The organism is Methylobacterium sp. 001424705 (genome assembly GCF_059816145.1).
In genome coordinates, this window is sequence record NZ_JCBANU010000002.1 from 228,603 (window position 1) to 247,883 (window position 19,281).

Annotated in this window: 16 protein-coding genes and 1 pseudogene; 5 read left to right on the forward strand and 12 right to left on the reverse strand. The window is 71.3% G+C overall.

All coding sequences use genetic code 11. The annotated features are described in order from the left end of the window. Positions 1-77: 77 nt before the first annotated feature. From AC6EUL_RS03305 to AC6EUL_RS03350, 10 genes are all read right to left on the reverse strand, one after another. Positions 78-1,253: an MFS transporter gene (locus tag AC6EUL_RS03305; protein ID WP_499868818.1), complete on the reverse strand. Its 1,176-nt coding sequence runs from the start codon at positions 1,251-1,253 to the stop codon at positions 78-80. After that, positions 1,250-2,926, reverse strand: a complete 1,677-nt coding sequence (gene lnt / locus AC6EUL_RS03310) for an apolipoprotein N-acyltransferase (RefSeq protein WP_499868820.1) — start codon at positions 2,924-2,926, stop codon at positions 1,250-1,252. The genes AC6EUL_RS03305 and lnt overlap by 4 nt, the downstream gene beginning before the upstream one ends. A gap of 10 nt (positions 2,927-2,936) precedes the next feature. Further along, positions 2,937-4,049 carry a hemolysin family protein gene (locus AC6EUL_RS03315; RefSeq protein ID WP_056353641.1) on the reverse strand — a complete coding sequence of 371 codons (1,113 nt, stop codon included), beginning with the start codon at positions 4,047-4,049 and terminating at the stop codon, positions 2,937-2,939. Positions 4,050-4,085: 36 nt separating this feature from the next. Further along, positions 4,086-4,628: an rRNA maturation RNase YbeY gene (gene ybeY / locus AC6EUL_RS03320; protein WP_499868825.1), complete on the reverse strand. Its 543-nt coding sequence runs from the start codon at positions 4,626-4,628 to the stop codon at positions 4,086-4,088. Beyond that, positions 4,625-5,749, reverse strand: a complete 1,125-nt coding sequence (locus AC6EUL_RS03325) for a PhoH family protein (RefSeq protein ID WP_056210906.1) — start codon at positions 5,747-5,749, stop codon at positions 4,625-4,627. The genes ybeY and AC6EUL_RS03325 overlap by 4 nt, the downstream gene beginning before the upstream one ends. A 132-nt stretch (positions 5,750-5,881) precedes the next feature. Next, positions 5,882-7,222 carry a tRNA (N6-isopentenyl adenosine(37)-C2)-methylthiotransferase MiaB gene (miaB, locus tag AC6EUL_RS03330; protein ID WP_499868826.1) on the reverse strand — a complete coding sequence of 447 codons (1,341 nt, stop codon included), beginning with the start codon at positions 7,220-7,222 and terminating at the stop codon, positions 5,882-5,884. After that, entirely contained in the window at positions 7,219-8,151 is a 933-nt protein-coding gene (locus AC6EUL_RS03335; RefSeq protein ID WP_499868829.1) for a lysophospholipid acyltransferase family protein, read from the reverse strand. The genes miaB and AC6EUL_RS03335 overlap by 4 nt, the downstream gene beginning before the upstream one ends. Before the next feature lie 27 nt (positions 8,152-8,178). Then, positions 8,179-8,700, reverse strand: coding sequence for a GNAT family N-acetyltransferase (locus AC6EUL_RS03340; protein ID WP_056490330.1), 522 nt, complete (start codon positions 8,698-8,700; stop codon positions 8,179-8,181). Then, positions 8,697-9,374, reverse strand: a complete 678-nt coding sequence (gene tsaB, locus AC6EUL_RS03345) for a tRNA (adenosine(37)-N6)-threonylcarbamoyltransferase complex dimerization subunit type 1 TsaB (RefSeq protein ID WP_499868901.1) — start codon at positions 9,372-9,374, stop codon at positions 8,697-8,699. Before tsaB ends, AC6EUL_RS03340 begins: the two co-directional genes overlap by 4 nt. A 159-nt stretch (positions 9,375-9,533) precedes the next feature. Further along, the gene (locus AC6EUL_RS03350) at positions 9,534-10,100 is read right to left on the reverse strand and encodes a NifU family protein (RefSeq protein WP_056353627.1); all 567 of its coding nucleotides are present in this window, start codon (positions 10,098-10,100) and stop codon (positions 9,534-9,536) included. Positions 10,101-10,370: 270 nt separating this feature from the next. Here AC6EUL_RS03350 and rplS point away from each other — a divergent pair, with 270 nt between their 5' ends. Beyond that, positions 10,371-10,826: a 50S ribosomal protein L19 gene (gene rplS, locus AC6EUL_RS03355; RefSeq protein WP_056210896.1), complete on the forward strand. Its 456-nt coding sequence runs from the start codon at positions 10,371-10,373 to the stop codon at positions 10,824-10,826. Positions 10,827-10,921: 95 nt separating this feature from the next. Here the strand turns inward: rplS and AC6EUL_RS03360 are convergent, their stop codons facing one another. After that, complete coding sequence (locus tag AC6EUL_RS03360) at positions 10,922-12,874, reverse strand: putative bifunctional diguanylate cyclase/phosphodiesterase (RefSeq protein ID WP_499868831.1); 1,953 nt, start codon at positions 12,872-12,874, stop codon at positions 10,922-10,924. A 441-nt stretch (positions 12,875-13,315) separates the two neighbouring features. Beyond that, positions 13,316-14,905 carry a catalase gene (locus AC6EUL_RS03365; protein ID WP_499868833.1) on the reverse strand — a complete coding sequence of 530 codons (1,590 nt, stop codon included), beginning with the start codon at positions 14,903-14,905 and terminating at the stop codon, positions 13,316-13,318. A 150-nt stretch (positions 14,906-15,055) separates the two neighbouring features. Between AC6EUL_RS03365 and AC6EUL_RS03370 the strand changes: the two genes are divergently transcribed. From AC6EUL_RS03370 to ilvA, 4 genes and pseudogenes are all read left to right on the forward strand, one after another. Continuing rightward, on the forward strand, positions 15,056-16,030 hold the full coding sequence (locus tag AC6EUL_RS03370) for a LysR substrate-binding domain-containing protein (RefSeq protein WP_056272934.1): 975 nt from the start codon (positions 15,056-15,058) through the stop codon (positions 16,028-16,030). Between the two features lie 48 nt (positions 16,031-16,078). Next, positions 16,079-17,128 carry an AbrB family transcriptional regulator gene (locus AC6EUL_RS03375; RefSeq protein WP_499868836.1) on the forward strand — a complete coding sequence of 350 codons (1,050 nt, stop codon included), beginning with the start codon at positions 16,079-16,081 and terminating at the stop codon, positions 17,126-17,128. A gap of 14 nt (positions 17,129-17,142) precedes the next feature. Next, complete coding sequence (locus AC6EUL_RS03380) at positions 17,143-17,490, forward strand: diacylglycerol kinase (protein ID WP_499868838.1); 348 nt, start codon at positions 17,143-17,145, stop codon at positions 17,488-17,490. A 42-nt stretch (positions 17,491-17,532) separates the two neighbouring features. Further along, a pseudogene (gene ilvA, locus AC6EUL_RS03385) lies at positions 17,533-19,149 on the forward strand (threonine ammonia-lyase, biosynthetic); the annotation flags it as partial. Positions 19,150-19,281: the final 132 nt, after the last annotated feature.

Below are 19,281 nucleotides of genomic sequence, written 5' to 3' on the forward strand. Positions count from 1 at the left end.
CCGCGCTCCGGGCGCGCCCGGACGGGAGCGTGATCGCTCCCGGCGCCGCGGGGCGACGGCGGTCGGCCCTCCGCCCGTCAGGCCTTGCCCACGTAGCGGTCGCGCCCCGCGCCCAGGCTGCACAGGAAGGCGCCGGCCGCGATGGTGCAGAACAGGACCGTCGAGGCGGCCCAGGTGCCCGTCAAGTCGTGCGCCAGCCCGAAGCTCAAGGGCCCGAGGGACGCCACCGTATATCCGACGCTCTGGGACATCGCCGCGAGGCTGCCGGCGGTGGCCGGATCGCGGGCGCGCAGGACGATGATCGTGAGGCCGAGGCCGAACAGGCCGCCGAGGCCGGCTCCGAGCAGCATCCCGATCGGCAGGGCCCAGGCGAGCGGGCCGTAGACCAGGGCGACGAGGGCCAGCACGCAGAGGGCGAGCAGGCCCGCCGCGAAGCCCCGCTGATCGCGGACCCGGGCCGCGAAGGACGGCACCAGGAGCGCGGCCGGCGCCTGCCCGATGCTCATCAGCGAGGACACGAAGCCCGCTTCCACCGCGCTGAGCCCCCGATCGTGCAGCACCAGGGGCAGCCAGCCGAACATGATGTAGGCCAGCGACGATTGCAGGCCCATGAAGCCGGTGACCTGCCACGCGAGACGATCGCGCCATAGGGAGATCCGCCGCGCCGCGCCGGGGGCGGTCTCAGGTGCCCGGGCGAAGGGGGCCCAGGCGAGGGTGGCCGCTAGGGCAGGCACGGCCCAGAGGGCGAGCGCGGCGGGCCAGCCGCCGAGCCCGTCGGCGAGGGGCACCGACAGGCCTGCGCCCGCCGCGGCGCCGAGGCAGAGCACCATGGTGTAGAGACCGGTGACGACGCCCGTCAGGCCCGGGAAGTCGCGCTTGACCAGGCCCGGCAGCAGCACGCCCGAGAGACCGATCCCAAGGGCGGCGAGGCAGGCGCCAACGAAGAGCGGTCCCAGCCCCCCGAGGCCGCGCAGGCCGGAGCCGAGGGCAATTACCGCCACGGCGAGGAGCACGCCGCGATCGGAGCCGAGGCGCCGCATCACCCAGGGGCCGAGGGTGCAGGCGAGGCCGATGCAGAGCACCGGGAGCGTGGTGAGCAGCGCCGCCCCGGCCGCACTCAGGGCCGTCTCGGCGCGGATGCGCTCGAGGAGCGGGCCGACGGTCGTCAGGGCCGGACGCATGTTGAAGGCGACCAGCATGATGCCGAGACCGAGCAGGATCGGGCGGGCCGTGATCCGTAGGGTGGTCTTCACGCGCTTCGCCGCCGTGCCGCCAGGAGGGTCAGGAAGCATCCGACCCAGACCAGTCCGAAGGGCAGGTCGCCGAGGCGGGCATAGAGGGTCCGGCCCGGCAGGCGCGCCGGAAGATCGGCGTCGAGGACGCCCTCGACGCCCAGCGGCAGGCTGGCTGTGATCCGGCCATGGGCGTCGAACACGGCCGAGATGCCGGTATTGGCGTCGCGGACCAGGGGGAGCCCTTCCTCCACGGCGCGCAGACGCGCCTGGGCGAGGTGCTGGCGCGGCCCCGGCGTGTCGCCGAACCAGGCGTCGTTGGTGAGGTTGAGGATCAGCCCCGGCACCGGCGGCGGACCGTTCGGCGTCGCGCCGGGCACGATCGCCCCCGGAAAGATCGCCTCGTAGCAGATCGTCGCCGCCACCGGCGGCAGGCCCGGCACGGTCATGATCCGCTGGGTCGCCCGGTCGCCCGCCGTGAAGCCCCCCGGAATCGAGACGAACTGCCGGATGTGCAGGGCGCGCAGGGTCGCGTCGAGGGGGCCCGGCAGGTACTCGCCGAAGGGGACCAGGTGGACCTTGTCGTAGATGTCGCCGAATTTCGGTCCGGCGGAGAGCGTCAGGATGCTGTTGAAGAAGCGCGGCCGCTCGTCGCCCACCGGCACCTCGGCCCGGGCCGCGCCGGTGATGAGCTGCTTGCCCGGCGGGAACGCGGCGGCGATCCGGGCCAGGGCCTCGGGGTCGCGCTGGATCAGGAACGGGAAGGCGGATTCCGGCCAGATCACGTGGGTGACGTCGGCGATGCCGGTGCGGTCGGGCGCGGCGGCACGGTCGCTGAGCTCGAGGTAGCGGTCGAGGATGTCCTGACGGTTCTCGGGCCGGAACTTGGCGTCCTGGTTCAGGTTCGGCTGGACGAGGCGCAGGCGCACGCCCTGGACCACCGGATCCGCGGCGGCCGGCACCCGCCGGGCGCCGAAGCCCGCGAGCCCCGCGAGGGCGAGAGCGGCGAGGCCGAGGGGAACGAAGCGGCCGCGCCACGTCTCGGCGACCGCCAGGGTCGCGGGCGCGGCCGCGACGAGGATCGCCAGGACGGTCAGGCCGTAGAGGCCGACCACGGCCGCGCCCTGCATCAGCCAGAGGTTCTGGCCGAGCGCCATGCCCAGGGTGTTCCAGGGGAAGCCGGTGAAGAGATGCCCGCGCAGCCACTCGGAGGCGGAGAGGCCGAGCGCGAGGCTGACGAGGCGCAGCGCCCCCCGCGACCAGAGCAGGCGGGCCAGCGCGAAGCCGAAGGCGTAGAACAGGGCGAGCACCGCCGGCAGGCCGACGACGCCGAGGGGCAGGGCCCAGAGGAATTCCTCGGCCTCCACCAGGAAAGCGGAGCCGAGCCACCACAGGCCGGCGGTGAGGTAGCCGAAGCCCCAGGCCCAGCCGATCACCGCGCTCGCGAGAACCGCGCCGCGGGTGGCCCGGCGCCCCGTGGCAGCTCCGTCGACGAGCCAGACGGCGACGCTCAGGGAGACCACGAGAGCGGGGAACAGCCCGAAGGGCGGCATGGCGAGGGCGCCCAGCGCGCCGGAGGCCATCGCGACGGCGAGGCGGCGCCAGCCGGCGGTCAGCATCACCCACTGGGCCAGGGCGGCGAGCGGTCCCGTCGCCGGACCGCGCCCGGCGCGGTCCGCGAGGATCGAGGTCATGCCGACTCCGTCACGCGGCCGGCGATTCGGGCGCGGGCTTCGGGGCGGGCAGCGCCAGGGGCACCACCGCGGTGATGCGGGCGTCGCCGCGCTGCAGGCGCAGGCGCTTCACCCGGCGCGGATCGGCGTCGAGCACCTCAAATTCGAGATCGCCCGGCCCGCTGATGAGCTCGCCGCGCGACGGCACCCGCCCCGCGAGGGTCACGATCAGGCCGCCGATGGTGTCGATCTCCTCGGCCATCTCGCCCACCGCCGCTACGAGGTCGACACCGCTCGCGGCCGAGACCTCGGCGAGGCCGGCCCGGGCATCGGCCACGAAGACGTCGCCCTCCCCGTCGACGCGCTGGACGAGGTGTCCCTCGGCGACGTCGTGCTCGTCCTCGATGTCGCCCACCACCACCTCGATCAGATCCTCGATCGAGATCAGGCCGTCGGTGCCGCCGTACTCGTCGATGACGAGGGCCATGTGGGTGCGGGTCGCCTGCATCCGCACCAGAAGGTCGATGGCCGGCATCGAGGGCGGCACGAACAGCACGGGGCGCTGGATGCGGGTGGCGGCCAGGGTGGCCGAGAGGTCGACATTGGCGAGGTTGAGGGTGCGCAGGGCCCGCGCGCCCCGCCGCGCCCGGGGCGGCAGCACGGGGGCGGCCTCGCCCTCGGTCGCCGGGGCCGCGGGCGGCGTGCGACGGCTGCCGGCCTCAGCCCGGGCCGCGATGTGGTCGACGAAGTCGCGGATGTGGACCATGCCGCGGGGGTCGTCGAGGGTCTCGCCGTAGACCGGCAGGCGCGAATGCCCGGCCGTGCGGAACAGCTTCAGGAGATCGCCGAGGCTGGTCTCCATCGACACCGCGACGATGTCGGCCCGGGGGATCATCACGTCGTCGACCCGCACCTTGTGCAGGCCGAGGACGTTCTTGAGCATGGCGCGTTCGAGGGGCGAGAACGCGTTCTCGCCGGTGTCGGGCTCGGCCAGCGCGTCCTCGATGTCGTCGCGCAGCGAATCGCGTGGACGAAGGTGGAAGACGTGCAGGAGGCGGTCGTACCAGGGCTCGCGGGCCTGGCTCTCACCGTCGCCGGAACTGGGCGCGGCCTGGGCCGCGCCGCGACTTCGATCGTTTGTCATGTCTCTCTGATCTGGAGTGTCAGGCGGGATCGCCGCTCACGGGGCCGCTCGCTCGGCAGGCGGTTCTGCCGAAGAGGGGTCGGGCGCATAGGGATCGGGCACGCCGAGGGTACGGAGGGCCGCGACCTCGAGGGCTTCCATCGCGTCGGCATCCGCCTCGCCGGTCTCGTGGTCCTGACCAAGGAGGTGAAGGGTGCCATGGACGAGGAGATGGGCCAGATGATCGCTGAGCGGCTTCGACTGCTCCGCACTTTCGCGCAGCATCGTGTCATACGCAAGAACCACGTCGCCCAGGGGCACCGGCATGCCCGCATGGGCGGGTTGCGCCGGCGCCGGGAAGGACAGCACGTTGGTGGGCTTGTCCTTGCCGCGCCAGGTTCGATTCAGGTCCTGAACCACCGCGTCGGTGGCCAGCAGGATGCTGATCTCGACCGGCCCCTCGGGCGGCGCGGGGGCCACGGCGAGGCCGGCCTCGACGGCCCGAATCACGAAGGCTTCGAGGTCGGGCGCGACGCTCTCCCAGCGCGGGTCCTCGATCGCGACGTCGATCTCCGCCTCGCCGGCGCGGCCGGCGCTCACGACAGCGGCCTCCGGCGCGAGACCGTCTGGCGGTCGGCGTCGCCCTCCCCGTGGGCCGCGGCCTCGTAGGCGGTGACGATGCGGCGCACGAGGTCGTGGCGCACCACGTCGACGTCCCGGAAGGTGATGCGGCCGATGCCCTCGACGCCGTCGAGGACGCGCACCGCCTCGACGAGGCCGGATTTCTGGCCCGGCGGCAGGTCGATCTGGCTGGGATCACCGGTGATGATCATGCGGGAATTCTCACCGAGGCGGGTGAGGAACATCTTCATCTGCATGGACGTGGTGTTCTGCGCCTCGTCGAGGAGCACCACGGCGTTGGTCAGGGTGCGGCCGCGCATGAAGGCGAGGGGCGCGATCTCGATGACGCCGGTCTGCAGGCCGCGGTCGACGTGGCGGGCCTCCATGAAGTCGTAGAGGGCGTCGTAGATCGGCCGCAGGTAGGGGTCGACCTTCTCGCGCATGTCGCCGGGGAGAAAGCCGAGACGCTCGCCGGCCTCCACGGCGGGGCGCGACAGGATCAGGCGCTCCACGTGCCCCTGTTCCAGCAGCGACACGGCGTAGCCAACGGCGAGCCAGGTCTTGCCGGTGCCGGCCGGCCCTTCGGCGAAGACGAGCTCGTGGCTGCGCAGGGCCTTGATGTAGGCGTCCTGCGCCGCGTTGCGGGCACGCACCGCGCCGCGCTTGCGGGTGGCGAGCTGGTCGAACACGGCCCGGTCGGGCTCGGCGCTGACCTCCGCCGCCGGGAACAGGTTGCCCTGCTGCGTCGTCTCGTGGATCGCCCCGTCCACGTCGCCGAGGGTCAGGGGCAGGCCGCTCGCCTTCACCCGGGCATAAAGCCGCTCAAACACCTTGCGGGCCTTCTCGGCCGCCTCGACGCCGCCCTTGACCACGAGGTGGTTGCCGAGCGCGGTGGCGGTCACGGCCAGGCGCCGTTCGATATGCGCGACGTTCTGGTCGTACTGGCCGAAGACCAGGCTCGCGAGTCGATTGTCGTCGAAGGTCAGGGAGACCTCCTCGGTCTCGACCAGGCCCTCGATCCGCGCCGCCGGGCCGCGCCCGCGCAACGCGCCACCGCGTCCACTCGACCCTTCAGATCCCGGCACGCCGTCGTCCTTCATTCATTACAGGGGGTCCGCGCCAACCGTCCGAGGCCGCATCGCAGCGCAGATGATTCCGAGATGGTCGCCCGGGGCGCGCCGGACAGGGGCGGATCGGCGCGGCGTATCGACCGACGGGGCCGGAACGCGCCCTCAAGCCGCCGCCGCCGTGCCGCCGAGGGCCTCGCCGAAGAGGCTGTTCGAGCCGGCGCGGATCACCCGCACAGGAACGACGGTGCCGATGGTGGAGGCCGGCGCGTCGAACTGGACCGGCAGGAGATGGGGCGTCTTGCCGGCGACTTGGCCGGGATGGCGTCCGGCCTTCTCCACCAGCACCTCGACCACGTGCCCCACCGCGGCTGCGTTGAAGGCGTGGCGCTGCGCGTCGAGGAGGGTCTGGAGCGCGGCGAGGCGCTCGGACTTCACGGCTTCCGGCACGGCATCGGCGCTGTCGGCCGCCGGGGTACCGGGGCGCGGGCTGTACTTGAAGGAGAAGGCGCTGGCGAAGCCGATCTCGCGCACCAGCCGCATCGTGTCCTCGAACTCGGCGTCCGTCTCACCGGGGAAGCCGACAATGAAGTCGGAGGACAGGGCGATGTCGGGCCGGGCCGCGCGCACGCGCTCGATGATTCGGCGATAGGCGTCGCCGGTATGCTTGCGGTTCATCGCCTTGAGCACCCGGTCGGAGCCCGACTGCACCGGCAGGTGCAGGTAGGGCATCAGGGCCGGCAGGGTGCCGTGGGCGGCGATGAGGTCGTCGTCCATGTCGTTGGGATGGCTGGTGGTGTAGCGCAGGCGCAGGAGGCCCGGGAGGCGCTCCAGGGCGCGCATCAGCGCCGGCAGGGTCGCGCTCCCGCCGTCCTGGCCCAGGCCATGATAGGCGTTCACGTTCTGACCGATGAGGGTGATCTCGCGGACGCCGCCGCGCACCAGCTTCTCGGCCTCGGCCAGGATCGCGTCCACGGAACGCGAGACCTCGGCGCCGCGGGTATAGGGCACGACGCAGAAGGCGCAGAACTTGTCGCAGCCCTCCTGCACGGTGAGGAAGGCCGTGACCCCGTGGGTGCGGCGGGCCGGCAGGTGGTCGAACTTGTCCTCGACCGGAAACTCGGTGTCGACCACGCGCTTCGTGGCCGAGCGCGCCAGCAGGTCCGGCAGGCGGTGATAGTTCTGCGGGCCGACCACCACGTCGACGGTGGGGGCGCGGGCCAGGATCTCGGCCCCTTCCGCCTGGGCAACGCAGCCGGCGACGACGATCCGGGTCTTGTGCCCGGCCTGGGCCCGCTCACCCTTGAGCACCCGCAGCCGGCCGAGCTCGGAATAGACCTTGTCGGCGGCCTTTTCGCGGATGTGGCAGGTGTTCAGGATGACGACGTCCGCCTCCTCCACCGCGTCGGTCGCCGCATAGCCTTCGGCACCCAGCACGTCCGCCATCCGGGCGGCGTCGTAGGCGTTCATCTGGCAGCCGTAGGATTTGACGTAGGCTTTCTTCAACGGTCCGATTCCGGTGACAGCACTTCCGCGCCGCGCATAGCACGGTTCGTCTGCGGCGTCGCGATCCCTCGCCCCTGCGATGCGCCATCCTTGATGCAGGGGCGTATCCGGGGACCCGACCAGACCGGCCCCAGGGGTGGCCGGCCGGTGACGCCGCGCTGGAGTGCGGCGCGCACCGAGGCCTCCGCCAGGGCGGTGGCGCGCTTGCGATCCGTGCCGGCCTCGACGGCGATCGGCGCGCCCCAGACCACGTGGACGTCGATGGGGCCGCCGTCGAAGAAGGCGGCGAGATGGGGCGCCAGCTCCATGTCCCCGTACCAGGCCACCTCCGGGCGCTGATGGCGGACGAGCGGCAGGCCGTTGCGGCGGGGATAGGTGATGGCGAGCGGCTGGAGCCGGATGCGGGCGGGGCCCTCCCCGGCGACCGCCGCGCGGGCGGCGCCGACCAGCGAGGAGCGGAACGGCAGCAGCCGGGTGCCGTCCCCGGTGGTGCCCTCCGCGAAGAGCACGATGAGGTCGCCGCGGCCGAGGCGCAGCGCCACCGTGGCGTTGACGGCGGCGGTGTCGGCCCGGCGCGCCCGGTCGATGAACACCGTGCGCTGCAGCCGCGCCAGGGTCCCGATGACGGGCCAGCCGGCGATCTCGGACTTCGCCACGAAGGACAGCGGCCGCAGGGAGCCCAGGACGATGATGTCGAGCCAGGAGACGTGGTTCGCCAGCACGAGCGCCGGTTCATCCGCCGCCGGCGGCGAGCCGCTCTGGGTCACCCGCAGGCCGAACAGGGCGACGAACACCTGGTGGAACAGCACCGGCATCCAGGCCGCGATCCGGCCGCGTCCGAAGCGCAGGCTGAGGAGGTGAGGCCCCACGATGACGAGGAAGACCACGGCGCAGAGCGCCAGGCGGCAATACGCGCCGAGGCGGGACATCGGCTGGCTAGCGTGCGCCGGGTGGCGTCACGCCAGCACCGCCGTCATGGTCAGGGCGGTCGCGCGGGTTCCGTCGGCCCGGGTGTAGTAGCCCGTCCGCTCGCCCACCTGCCGGAAGCCGTGGCGCGCGTAGAGCTTCAGGGCCGGCGCGTTGCCCTCGTCGACCTCGAGGTGGACCGTCCGGACGCCGGACTGGACGAGGTGCTCGAGATGGGCGGCGACGAGCTTGTGCGAGAGGCCGCCGCCGCGGGCGGCGGGCGCCAGCACGACGGTGAGGATCTCGGCCTCGTCGGCCGCCCGGCGCGACAGGACGAAGCCCTGGATCGCGCCGTTCTTCCACAGGGCATGCGCCTCGGTCGAGCGCTCGCACAGCATGCGCTCGAACTCGTGCGCGTCCCAGGGCCGCGCGAAGGCGGTGGCGTGGATGCGCGCCAGGGCCCGCGCCTGGCCGGAATCCCGCAGCAGCGTGACGTAGGGCGCCGTGCCCCAGGCTTCCCACCAGGCGGACCAGATCTCGAAGGGCCAGAACGGCGTCAGCGAACGGGTCATCGGCGGGCGAGCCTCGCGTGGTCTTGCGGCTGGGCGTCGGGACCGCGGAGGTAGAGGGGACGCGCCAGCGCCTGGGCGGGGTCCGCCAGCATGCCGAGCGAGGCGACCCAGGCGATCTCGGCCGCGCCGGTGCCAGCGACCGCCACGTCGAGGCCCCGGGCCTTCGCCGCCTGGGCGACCAGGGGCGCGCCGGAGCCGACGAGGGTGACGACGCCGTCGAGCATCGCCGCCGCCTCGGTCACCGGGAGGTGGCTCGGCGGCACGACGATCCCGTCCGTCATGCTCATCGCCTGAAGGTAGACCGATCCGTGCCGGGCATCGATCGCGGCCACGATCAGGCCCTCGCCGTTCTGGGCGAGCAGGGGCGCCAGCAGGGCCGACAGGGTGGTGACGCCGACCACGGGGATGCCGGTGGCCAGCCCCACGGCCCGGGCCGCAGAGAGCCCCACCCGCAGGCCCGTGTAGCTGCCCGGCCCGACCGTCACGGCGACACGGTCCAGGTCTTCGAAACCGCCCTCGGCCCGCGCGACGACCCGCTCGATCATCGGCAGCAGCGCCTCCGCATGGCCGCGGCCGAGGACCATCGACTCGTGCGCGAGGAGATCGTCGGTCGAATCCGAGGCGATGCAGACGGAACAGGCGTCGAGCGCCGTGTCGATGGCGAGGATACGCAAACTCACTCCCGATCGTGCCACACCCCCGGACCGCGCGAAGGCGTCCGGGGCCACGACTTTAAGACAAAAACGGCCGCTCCGTCAGGGCGGAGCGGCCATCGTGGAGAAATTCGGGCGAACCTGTTGCGGCTTTGCGTCGGCCCGCCGGAATGTCGGGCCTCAGATCGCCTGGACTTCGCGGATCTCCGGCAGGAAGTGGCGGAACAGGTTCTGCACGCCGTTGCGCAGGGTCGCGGTGGAAGACGGGCAGCCCGAGCAGGCGCCCTTCATCTCCAGGTAGACCACGCCTTCCTTGTAGCCCCGGAAGGTGATGTCGCCGCCATCGCTGGCCACGGCGGGGCGCACGCGGGTCTCGAGCAGGTCCTTGATCGTCTCGACGGTCTCAAGGTCGGCCGGGTCGAAGAACTCCTCGGCGTCGTCGCTGCCGGCGACGTGACCCTCGGCCAGGGGCGGGGCGCCGGACTGGAAGTGCTCCATGATGGCGCCGAGAACGGCCGGCTTCACCTGCGGCCAGAGGTTGTCGTCCTCGGCCTTGGTGACCGAGATGAAGTCGTGACCGAGATAGACGCCCGAGACGCCGGGCACGTCGAAGAGCCGGCTCGCCAGGGGCGAGCGGGCGGCGGCCTCGGAATCGCGCGCCTCGAAGGTGCCCTCGGGCAGGACGACCCGGCCGGGCAGGAACTTCAGGGTGGCGGGGTTCGGGGTGGCTTCGGTCTGGATGAACATGGTGGACAGGATCCTCGTCCGCTGCGCCGGTTCAAGGCCGGCCGGGAATGGCGGCGGACGTCCCCGCCGCACCCTCCATGTGGACCGCGCGCGGGATTTTCTCAACCGCGTCCGCGCCACGCCGCCCGCGCGGGGGGGGGCATCCACCGGCCATTGGACAAGGGGCCGCACCTCGTGTAAGGCCCGCCTCAACTCAAAACAGGATGCCGAAATCCTGACGCACGCGGTCCCATCCGGGGGCCTCGGGCGCGCACCGGCAGGAACTTGACCATGAACATCATCCAGCAGCTGGAGCAGGAGCAGATCGCTTCGCTCGGCAAGACCATCCCCGATTTCCAGCCCGGCGACACGGTGACCGTGAACGTCAAGGTGAAGGAAGGCGAGCGCACCCGCGTGCAGGCCTACGAGGGCGTGTGCATCGGCCGCTCCGGCGGCGGCCTCAACGAGAGCTTCACCGTCCGCAAGATCTCCTACGGCGAGGGCGTCGAGCGCGTGTTTCCGCTCTACTCGCCGCTGATCGATTCGATTGCCGTCGTCCGTCGCGGCAAGGTGCGTCGCGCCAAGCTGTACTACCTGCGCGACCGTCGCGGGAAGTCCGCCCGCATCGTCGAGCGCGCCGACCGCCCCGCCGAGAAGGCCGCCAAGGCCGATGCCTCGAAGGCGAACAAGGACGCCCGCAAGGCCGAGAAGGCCGCCAAGAGCGCCGCGAAGACCGCCGCCGAGTAAGATTTGGGGTGAGACCCGGGCGGCGCATTGCGCCCCCGCCCCCCGCCATCAGGCCCGCTCGAGCGATCGAGCGGGCCTTTTTTCGGTTTCGGCGATCAGGCCTGCGCGACCGCGGGGTGCGCCGCGATCGTCCAACCGCTGGCCGCCCAGCCCTGCCGGGCGATGCGCGCGGTGAGATCGTTCTCGGTGATCCAGGCCAGGGTCTGCGTCGACGGCATGGCCCGGGCGAAGTGGTAGCCCTGTACGGCCGGGCATCCGAGCTGGCGCAGCAGCTGGAACTGCGCGTTCGTCTCCACCCCCTCCGCCAGGACCGTCACCCCGAGGGTGCGGGCGAAGGCCAGGATGGCCTCCAGGAGCACGCGGTCCCGGGGACTGTCGACGATTCCCTGGATGAAGCTCCGGTCGACCTTCAGGCCGTCGAAGCGCAGGTCGCGCAGCGACCCGACCGACGAGTAGGCCACCCCGAAATCGTCCACGATGATGCCCACCCCCATGTCGATCAGGGCGTCGACGTCCTTGCCGCCGCGCTCGTTCGAGTAGACCGCCTCCTCGGTGATCTCGAGGGCGATCCGGGCGGCGGACAGGCCGTGCCCGGTCAGTTCGGCCGCCACCATGTCGGCGATCGGATAGGCCCCGAACTCGTTGGGCGAGACGTTGACCGAGACCACGACGGACTCGTGCCCGTTCGCGTCGAGAACCTGCGCCATGCGGCAGGCCTGCCGCAGGATGGTCCGGGTCAGGGCCTGCGATCGACGGGTGGCGGCGGCGGCGGCGATCGCGTCCGGGGGAGAGATCCAGCCCAGCGCCGGATGCTTCCAGCGCAGGAGCGCCTCGACGCCCATGACGCGCCCGGTTTCGCAGTCGAGCTGCGGCTGGAACCAGGCCTGGACCGCTCCGCTCTCCAGCGCCTCGGGGAGATCCCGCTCGATGACGTGGCGGGCCTTCAGCTGCGCGCCCATGCTCGCGTGAAAGGGGCGCCAGGTGCCGCGTCCCGCCGTCTTGGCGGCATAAAGGGCGAGATCGGCCTGGCACTGCAGGTCGGCAAGGGTGTGGGCGTCACCCGGATACCGGGCGATGCCGACGCTGGCCCCGGCCTGCAGGGTCCGGCCGGATCCCGTGACGAGGACGGCGAGCTGCGCCACGATCTCCCCCGCCAGCCTCGGCCCGTCCTCCTTCCCGGACCGGTTGGGGATCAGGGCTGCGAACTCGTCGCCGCCGAGGCGGGCCACCACGGCATCCTCTCCGAGAATCCGCCTCAGGCGTGCGCCCGCCTCCGCCAGGACCTCGTCGCCCACGGCATGCCCGAAGGTGTCGTTGATGACCTTGAAGCGGTCGAGATCGATCAGCAGAACCGAAAATCCTTTCCCATGCGCCGCCCCGTCCCTCAACCACGCCTCGAAGGCTGTCTGGTAGGCGGCCCGGTTGAGCAGGCCGGTCAGGTGATCGTGGGTCGCCGCGTATTCCACCCGGCGCAGGGCCTGTTCCGCCGCGATGTTGGCGGCCTTCAGCGATGCGGCCAGCTCCGTGGCTTCCAGCTTCAGGCGGCTCGACCGCAGGTAATGCATCTCCTGATCGGTCGCGTTGCGGATCATCAGCACCGCGAGGACGATCAGGTTCGCGGCGATGAACGGCGAGCTCGGCGCGTCCTCGACGAGGAACAGGACCGTCAGGATCGTGAGGCTCGGAAGCATGAAGGCGATGGCGGGTGCGCGGGACACCTTGCTCTGGATGACCCCGACGTTCAGGCTCCAGAAGGCCAGGGCGATCGCGACGGACTGGGTCTGTCCGTTCCAGGCGAGGCCGATCAGGGCCACGGCCCAGCACAGGCCCGAGAACAGGGCTCCGATCCACGCAAAGGCCAGGATCCGGCCCGGGTGCCGGGTGGCGTGGTCCCGCTTCAGCCATCGGGCGGCGATCAGAGCGCGGGCGAGATTGAGCAGACCGTTGAGGCCGACGAAGGCGAGGATGAGCCCACGCGGCACGAGGTCCCACATCATTCCGCCGAGGGACACCGAGACCAGAACGTTCGCGATCAGCGTCGCGGGCATGCCCCGCAGAACCGCGCGCGCCCGATCGCGCTCGATGATCGTTTCGACGGAGTTTTTCTGGTTCGCGATCAATGCCGATCTCTAGTCCCGCGCCGCAATAGCCTGAAACTTCCTCATGCCTGGCATTTAGCGACCCGATCTGTAAACATATCGTGCTCACTTCTGGAAACACCTTCGCTCATCACAATAAGAGCCGCCGAATAGACTGTCCAACAAGCGTCAGTGCTCAGCGTTCCCAGAAGACGAATCCCGAGGTTCGCGACCGTCGCGCGATGTATTCGCCTCGCGTCCCGATGGATGTCGTCGCGTCGACCCCTCCGTTGAGGGCTCCTTCCGATCCGCCCTGGACCTGCCGTGCACCGGGGACCGACCAACGAAAAAGTCCCGCAGGGTCGCTTGACCCTGCGGGACTCGATCGGCCTTCGTTCTGGAACGGTCAGTTTACTCGGCGGCGATGCTGTGGGCCTGGCTGCCGTCGGTATAGGTCTCGGCCTGGAGGCGCTGGCCCGGAGCCGCGCGGCCTGGCAGCGGCGGCAGAGCACGGGCCTTCTCCAGGTCGATGCCGGCCCCCTCGGCGACGCGGCGGCCGTAATCCTCATCCGCATGGAGGAAGTGCCAGACCATCCGCAGCTGGATCGGCTCCGGGCACTGCTTCATGTCGCCGACGAGGTTGGCGATCAGGTCGTCGCGCTCCCAATCCTGGAACGAGCGGTAGCGCACGCCGGCCTGGGTGTAGTCGTCCTCGGTGCGCGAGGTCTGGTAGCGACCGAGGTTGCCCTGGACCGGCTGGTGGTAGTCCTTGGCGGGCTTGGGAGCCTCCCGCAGACCCTCGGCCAGGGTCGAAGGCTCGTAGTTGATGTGGCGGTTCGGACCCGTGCCGTCGACGCCGTAGGTCATCTGGCCGTCGCGCTGGTTCGAATAGACCTTCACGCCCGGCTGCGGGGCGTTGATCGGCAGCTGCAGGTAGTTGGCGCCGACGCGGTAGCGCTGCGTGTCCGAGTAGGACAGCGTGCGCCCCTGGAGCATCTTGTCGTCCGAGAAGTCGATGCCGTCCACGAGGACGCCCGTGCCGAAGGCCGATTGCTCGACTTCCGCGAAGAAGTTGTCCGGCACGCGATCCAGCACCATGCGGCCCACCGGCAACAGGGGGAAGTCCTCCACCGGCCAGAGCTTGGTGTCGTCGAGGGGATCGAACGACAGGTGGTCGTTCGGGCCGTCGGGCATGATCTGCACGCAGAACTCCCACTCGGGGAAGTTGCCGGCCTTGATGTTTTCGTAGAGGTCACGGGTGGCGTGGCCGACATCCTTGGCCTGGATCTCGGAAGCCTGGGCCGAGGTCAGGTTGCGGATGCCCTGCTTGGGCTCCCAGTGGAACTTACACAGCACCGCTTCGCCCTGGTCGTTGACCAGCTTGTAGGTGTTGACGCCCGAGCCCTCCATCTCGCGATAGTTGGCGGGGATGCCCCAGGGCGACTTCAGGTGCGTCACCATGTGGATGGCTTCGGGGTGCTGCGCCACGAAGTCGAAGAAGCGCCACGCCTCCTGGCGGTTGGTCACCGGGTCCGGCTTGAACGCGTGGATCATGTCGGGGAACTTGATCGCGTCGCGGATGAAGAAGACCTTGAGGTTGTTGCCCACCAAGTCCCAGTTGCCGTCGACGGTCTTGAACTTCACCGCGAAGCCGCGTGGGTCGCGCTCGGTCTCGGGCGACTCCTTGGCGCCGGCGACGGTGGAGAAGCGCACGAACATCGGGGTCTTCACGCCGGTCTCGTTCAGGACGCGGGCGCGGGTGTACTTGGAGGCGGGCTCGTTGCCGATCTTGCCATACGCCTCGAAGTAGCCGTGGGCGCCGGCGCCGCGGGCGTGGACCACGCGCTCCGGAATCCGCTCCCGGTCGAAATGGGTGATCTTCTCGATGAACTGGTAGTTCTCGAGGGTCGCCGGGCCGCGCTCGCCCACCGTCCGGGTGCTCTGGTTGTCGCGAACCGGGTGGCCTTGGCGGGTGGTGAGAATCGGGCGCTGATCGCTCATGCGGTGCTCTCTCGTTCGAAACAGATCGACGCGGCGGTGGCCGCATCCAGACCTTGGCTGAAAACCTGGAATGGTTCTGAGACAGCCTTATGGCCCGCCGCGAGCGATTTGGCTAATGCATCGTGGCGAACGCGATGATAGTCACAGCCTATGAATATGTCCGGCCTGTCCCTGCGGGATCTCGAATACGTCGTCGCCGTGGCGGAGGAGATGCATTTCGGCCGGGCTGCCGAGCGCTGCAACGTCAGCCAGCCGACCCTCAGCGTCCAGGTCCGCAAGCTGGAGGACCTCCTCGGCCTCGCCCTGTTCGAGCGCGGCAACCGCCGGGTGATGCTGACGCCGGCCGGGCAGACCATCGTGCGGCAGGCCCGCATCGTCATGGCGGAGGCCCAGCGCCTCCTCGTGCTGGCGAGCGAGGGGCGCGGCGCGCCGCTCACCGGCCGCCTCGTCCTGGCGGCGATCCAGACCCTCGGGCCCTACCTGTTTCCCCTGATCCTGCGGACCCTGCGCCAGGACTTCCCGCTCCTCGCCCTCGCCCTGAGCGAGGCGCGCACGGCCGAGATCCTCGAAGGGCTGCACAACGGGCGCATCGACGCCGCCCTGATCTCCTTGCCGGTGCCGGCATCCGGGCTCACGGTGTCGCCCCTCTTCGTCGAACCGTTCCAGCTCGCCTGCCCGGCCGAGCATCCCCTCGCCCGGGGCGGCGCCCTGCGCGCCACCGACATCGCCGGCCCCGACCTGCTCCTCCTCGACGAGGGCAACTGCCTGCGCGACCAGACCGTGGCGGCCTGCGGGGCCGGCTCGGCCGCCGGGCGCCACGCCACCAGCCTGGAGACCCTGCGCTCGATGGTGGCGGCGGGGGCGGGCTACACCTTGCTCCCGGCCCTGGCGGTGCCCTCCGGTCCCGATCCCAGCGGCCTCACGGTGACGCGCAGCTTCGACGTGGACGGGCCGGGGCGCACCGTCGCCCTGGCCTGGCGCACCAGCGATCCGCGGGCCGACGGGCTCGCGCACCTGGCGGCGTTCTTCCGGGCCCACGCGCCGGCGGGCACCACGGCCTGCCGGGACGACGGCATGCCCCGTCCGCGCGCCGGGCGCCGTGACAGCGTCAGCGATCCGGTGTAGCGCCCGGCGCGACGGGCGTTCCCTGCCCGGCCCATTCCCGGCATCACCGTGCTCTCACTGCGCTTCATCGGCCGTTGGGCGGCCCTCCTCGGCGCCTCCGGCCTGCTGGCCTACGGCCTCGACCGCGCGCATTTCCCGGCGGCCCTCCTGCTCGGGCCGATGGTGGCGGCGATCGCCTTCGGGGTCGGGGGCGCGAACCTGTCGGTGCCGAAGTTCGGCTTCCAGGCCGCCCAGGCGATGATCGGCTGCCTCGTCGCCCACACGGTGACGGGCGAGATCGTCGGCACCGTGGTGGATGACGGCTTCCTCATCCTCGCGGTGGTGCTCGTCACCGTCCTGGTCGGCGGGGCGGTCGGCTGGGCCCTGACCCGCCTGCGCATCCTGCCGGGGTCGACCGCCGCCTGGGGCTCGTCGCCCGGCGGCGCCGCCGCCATGGTGGCGATGTCGGAGGAATACGGCGCCGATCCGCGCCTCGTCGCCTTCATGCAGTACGTGCGCGTGGTCGCCGTGGTGCTCTCGGCCTCCGTCATGGCGCGCCTGCTCACCAACGTCTCCGACGTGGTCCCGGCCTCCGATCCCGTCACGGTGGCCCCGCTCGCCCTCCTGGCGACCCTGGCGGTCGCCGCCTGCGGCGCCGGCCTCGCCAAGCTCCTGCACCTTCCGGCCTTCGCCTTGACCGGGCCGATGTTGCTCGGCGCCGCCCTGCACGCCTCCGGCCTGGTCTCCATGGCCCTGCCGTTGCCGATCCTCGACCTCGCCTACGCCACCATCGGCTGGTATGTCGGCCTGCGCTTCCGGCGCGAGACCCTGCGCGAGACGCTCAGCGCCATGCCGGGCATCGTCGTGGCCACCCTCGGCGTGATCGCCCTGTGCGGCGGCTGGGCCTACGGCCTGACCTTCCTGCTGCCCATCGACTTCCTCACCGCCTACCTCGCCACCAGCCCGGGCGGGCTCGATTCGGTGGCCATCATCGCGGTCGGCTCGAAGGTCGACGTCTCCTTCGTGCTGGCGGTGCAGACGCTGCGGCTGTTCGTGGTGCTGGTGACCGGCCCGATCGTGGCGAAGTGGATCGCCCGCGGCGCCCCAGCGGCGCCCTGAGACAGCGCCCGGACATGCACGCCCTCTACCTCGCCTTCCTGAATTCCTGGCGCGGCCTCGTGCACGGCGCCCGGACCGAGCGGGCTGTGCGCCTGGAACTCGTGCTCCTCGCCCTCGGGGTTCCCCTGGCCCTCCTCCTCGGGTCGGGCCTCTGGGTCCGGGTCGCCCTGGTGGTAAGCCTGCTCCTGATGCTCGCCGCCGAGTTCCTGAACACCGCGGTAGAGAAGCTCTGCGACCACCTCCACCCGGCCCGGCACCCGAAGATCGGCATCGTCAAGGATCTCGCCTCGGCCGGGACCTTCTCCGCCCAGGGGATCGCGGCCCTGGTCTGGATTGCGGCCCTGATCGAGCGGCTCGCCTGACGGCGAGCGTTCCCGCTCAGCCACCCGCGACAGCGCCTCGCTCGCTTCTCATGCGCCGAGCGCCTATGTGCGGGACGAGTCCCCTCGCGCCGCACCACCGCCGGAGCCCGTGTCTCCTTGACCGACTACATCCGCAAGATCCTCACCGCCCGCGTCTACGACGTCGCCATCGAGAGCCCGCTGGACCCGATGCCGCGCATGTCGGCGCGCCTGACCCGTCCGGTGCTCCTGAAGCGCGAGGACCTGCAGCCGGTCTTCTCGTTCAAGCTGCGGGGCGCCTACAACAAGATGTCGGGCCTGGCCCCCGAGCTGCTGGCCAAGGGCGTCGTCTGCGCCTCGGCCGGCAACCATGCGCAGGGCGTGGCCCTGGCGGCCGCCCGCCTGAATGTCCGCGCCGTGATCGTGATGCCGCGCACCACCCCGGCGATCAAGGTCGACGCCTGCCGGGCGCGCGGGGCCGAGGTCATCCTGTTCGGCGATGCCTTCGACGAGGCCCTGGGCCATGCCCGGGAGCTGGAGGCGCGCGACGGCCTGACCTTCCTGCATCCCTTCGACGATCCCGACGTGATCGCCGGCCAGGGCACCATCGGGATGGAGATCCTGACCCAGCATTCCGGGCCGATCGAGGCGATCTTCGTGCCCGTCGGGGGCGGTGGCCTCGCGGCGGGCGTCGCCACCTTCGTGAAATACCTGCGGCCCGAGACCAAGGTCATCGGCGTCGAGCCGGACGATGCCGCCTGCATGGCCGCGGCGCTGGCCGCCGGGAAACGCGTGGTGCTGCCCACGGTCGGCCTGTTCGCGGACGGCGTCGCCGTGCGCGAGGCCGGCGCCGAGACCTTCCGGCTCTGCCGCGAGTACCTCGACGAGGTCATCACCGTCGACACCGACGCCATGTGCGCGGCGGTGAAGGACATCTTCGACGACACCCGCGCCATCTCGGAGCCCTCCGGCGCCCTGGCCTTGGCCGGCGCCAAGGCCTACGCCGCCCGGCAGGAGGGCGGCACCGGCACCCTGGTGGCGATCTCCAGCGGGGCGAACCTCAACTTCGACCGCCTGCGCCACATCGCCGAGCGCGCCGAGCTCGGCGAGCAGCGCGAGGTCCTGCTCGGCGTCACCATCCCCGAGCGGCCCGGCGCCTATCGCGCCTTCATCCAGACCCTCGGCCCCCGGGCGATCACCGAATTCAACTACCGCTACGCCGCCGGCGCCGACGCGCAGATCTTCGTGGGCATCAACCTCGCCGGCGGCCTGCGGGAGAAGCACGCCCTCATCGATTCGCTGAAGGCCGCCGGCTACCGCACCGTCGACATGAGCGACAACGAGATGGCCAAGGTCCACATCCGCTACATGGTGGGCGGACGCGCCACGGGCCTCGCCGACGAGCGGCTCTACCGCTTCCAGTTTCCCGAGCGGCCGGGGGCGCTGATGAAGTTCCTCGACGCCCTGGGCGACGGCTTCGCCATCACGCTGTTCCACTACCGCAACCATGGCGCCGATTACGGCCGGGTCCTCGCCGGCATCGACGTACCGCCGGCCGAGCGCGCCCGCTTCGATGCGGCGATCGAGGCCCTGCACTACCCGTGCGTCGACGAGACCGACAACCCGGCCTACCGGATGTTCCTGGACGACGGCCAGGGCATGGCCGGCGCTGCGGCCTGAAGCAGGCTGGCGGCATCGCCGGATCAGGGGCAGTGGTGAACGAGGTGTCGATCGCCCGCACGTCCCTTCGTCCGCGCAGCCACAAGACTTGACAGGCGCCGGGCGGTTGTCGCGCACGGACTGGAATTCTGG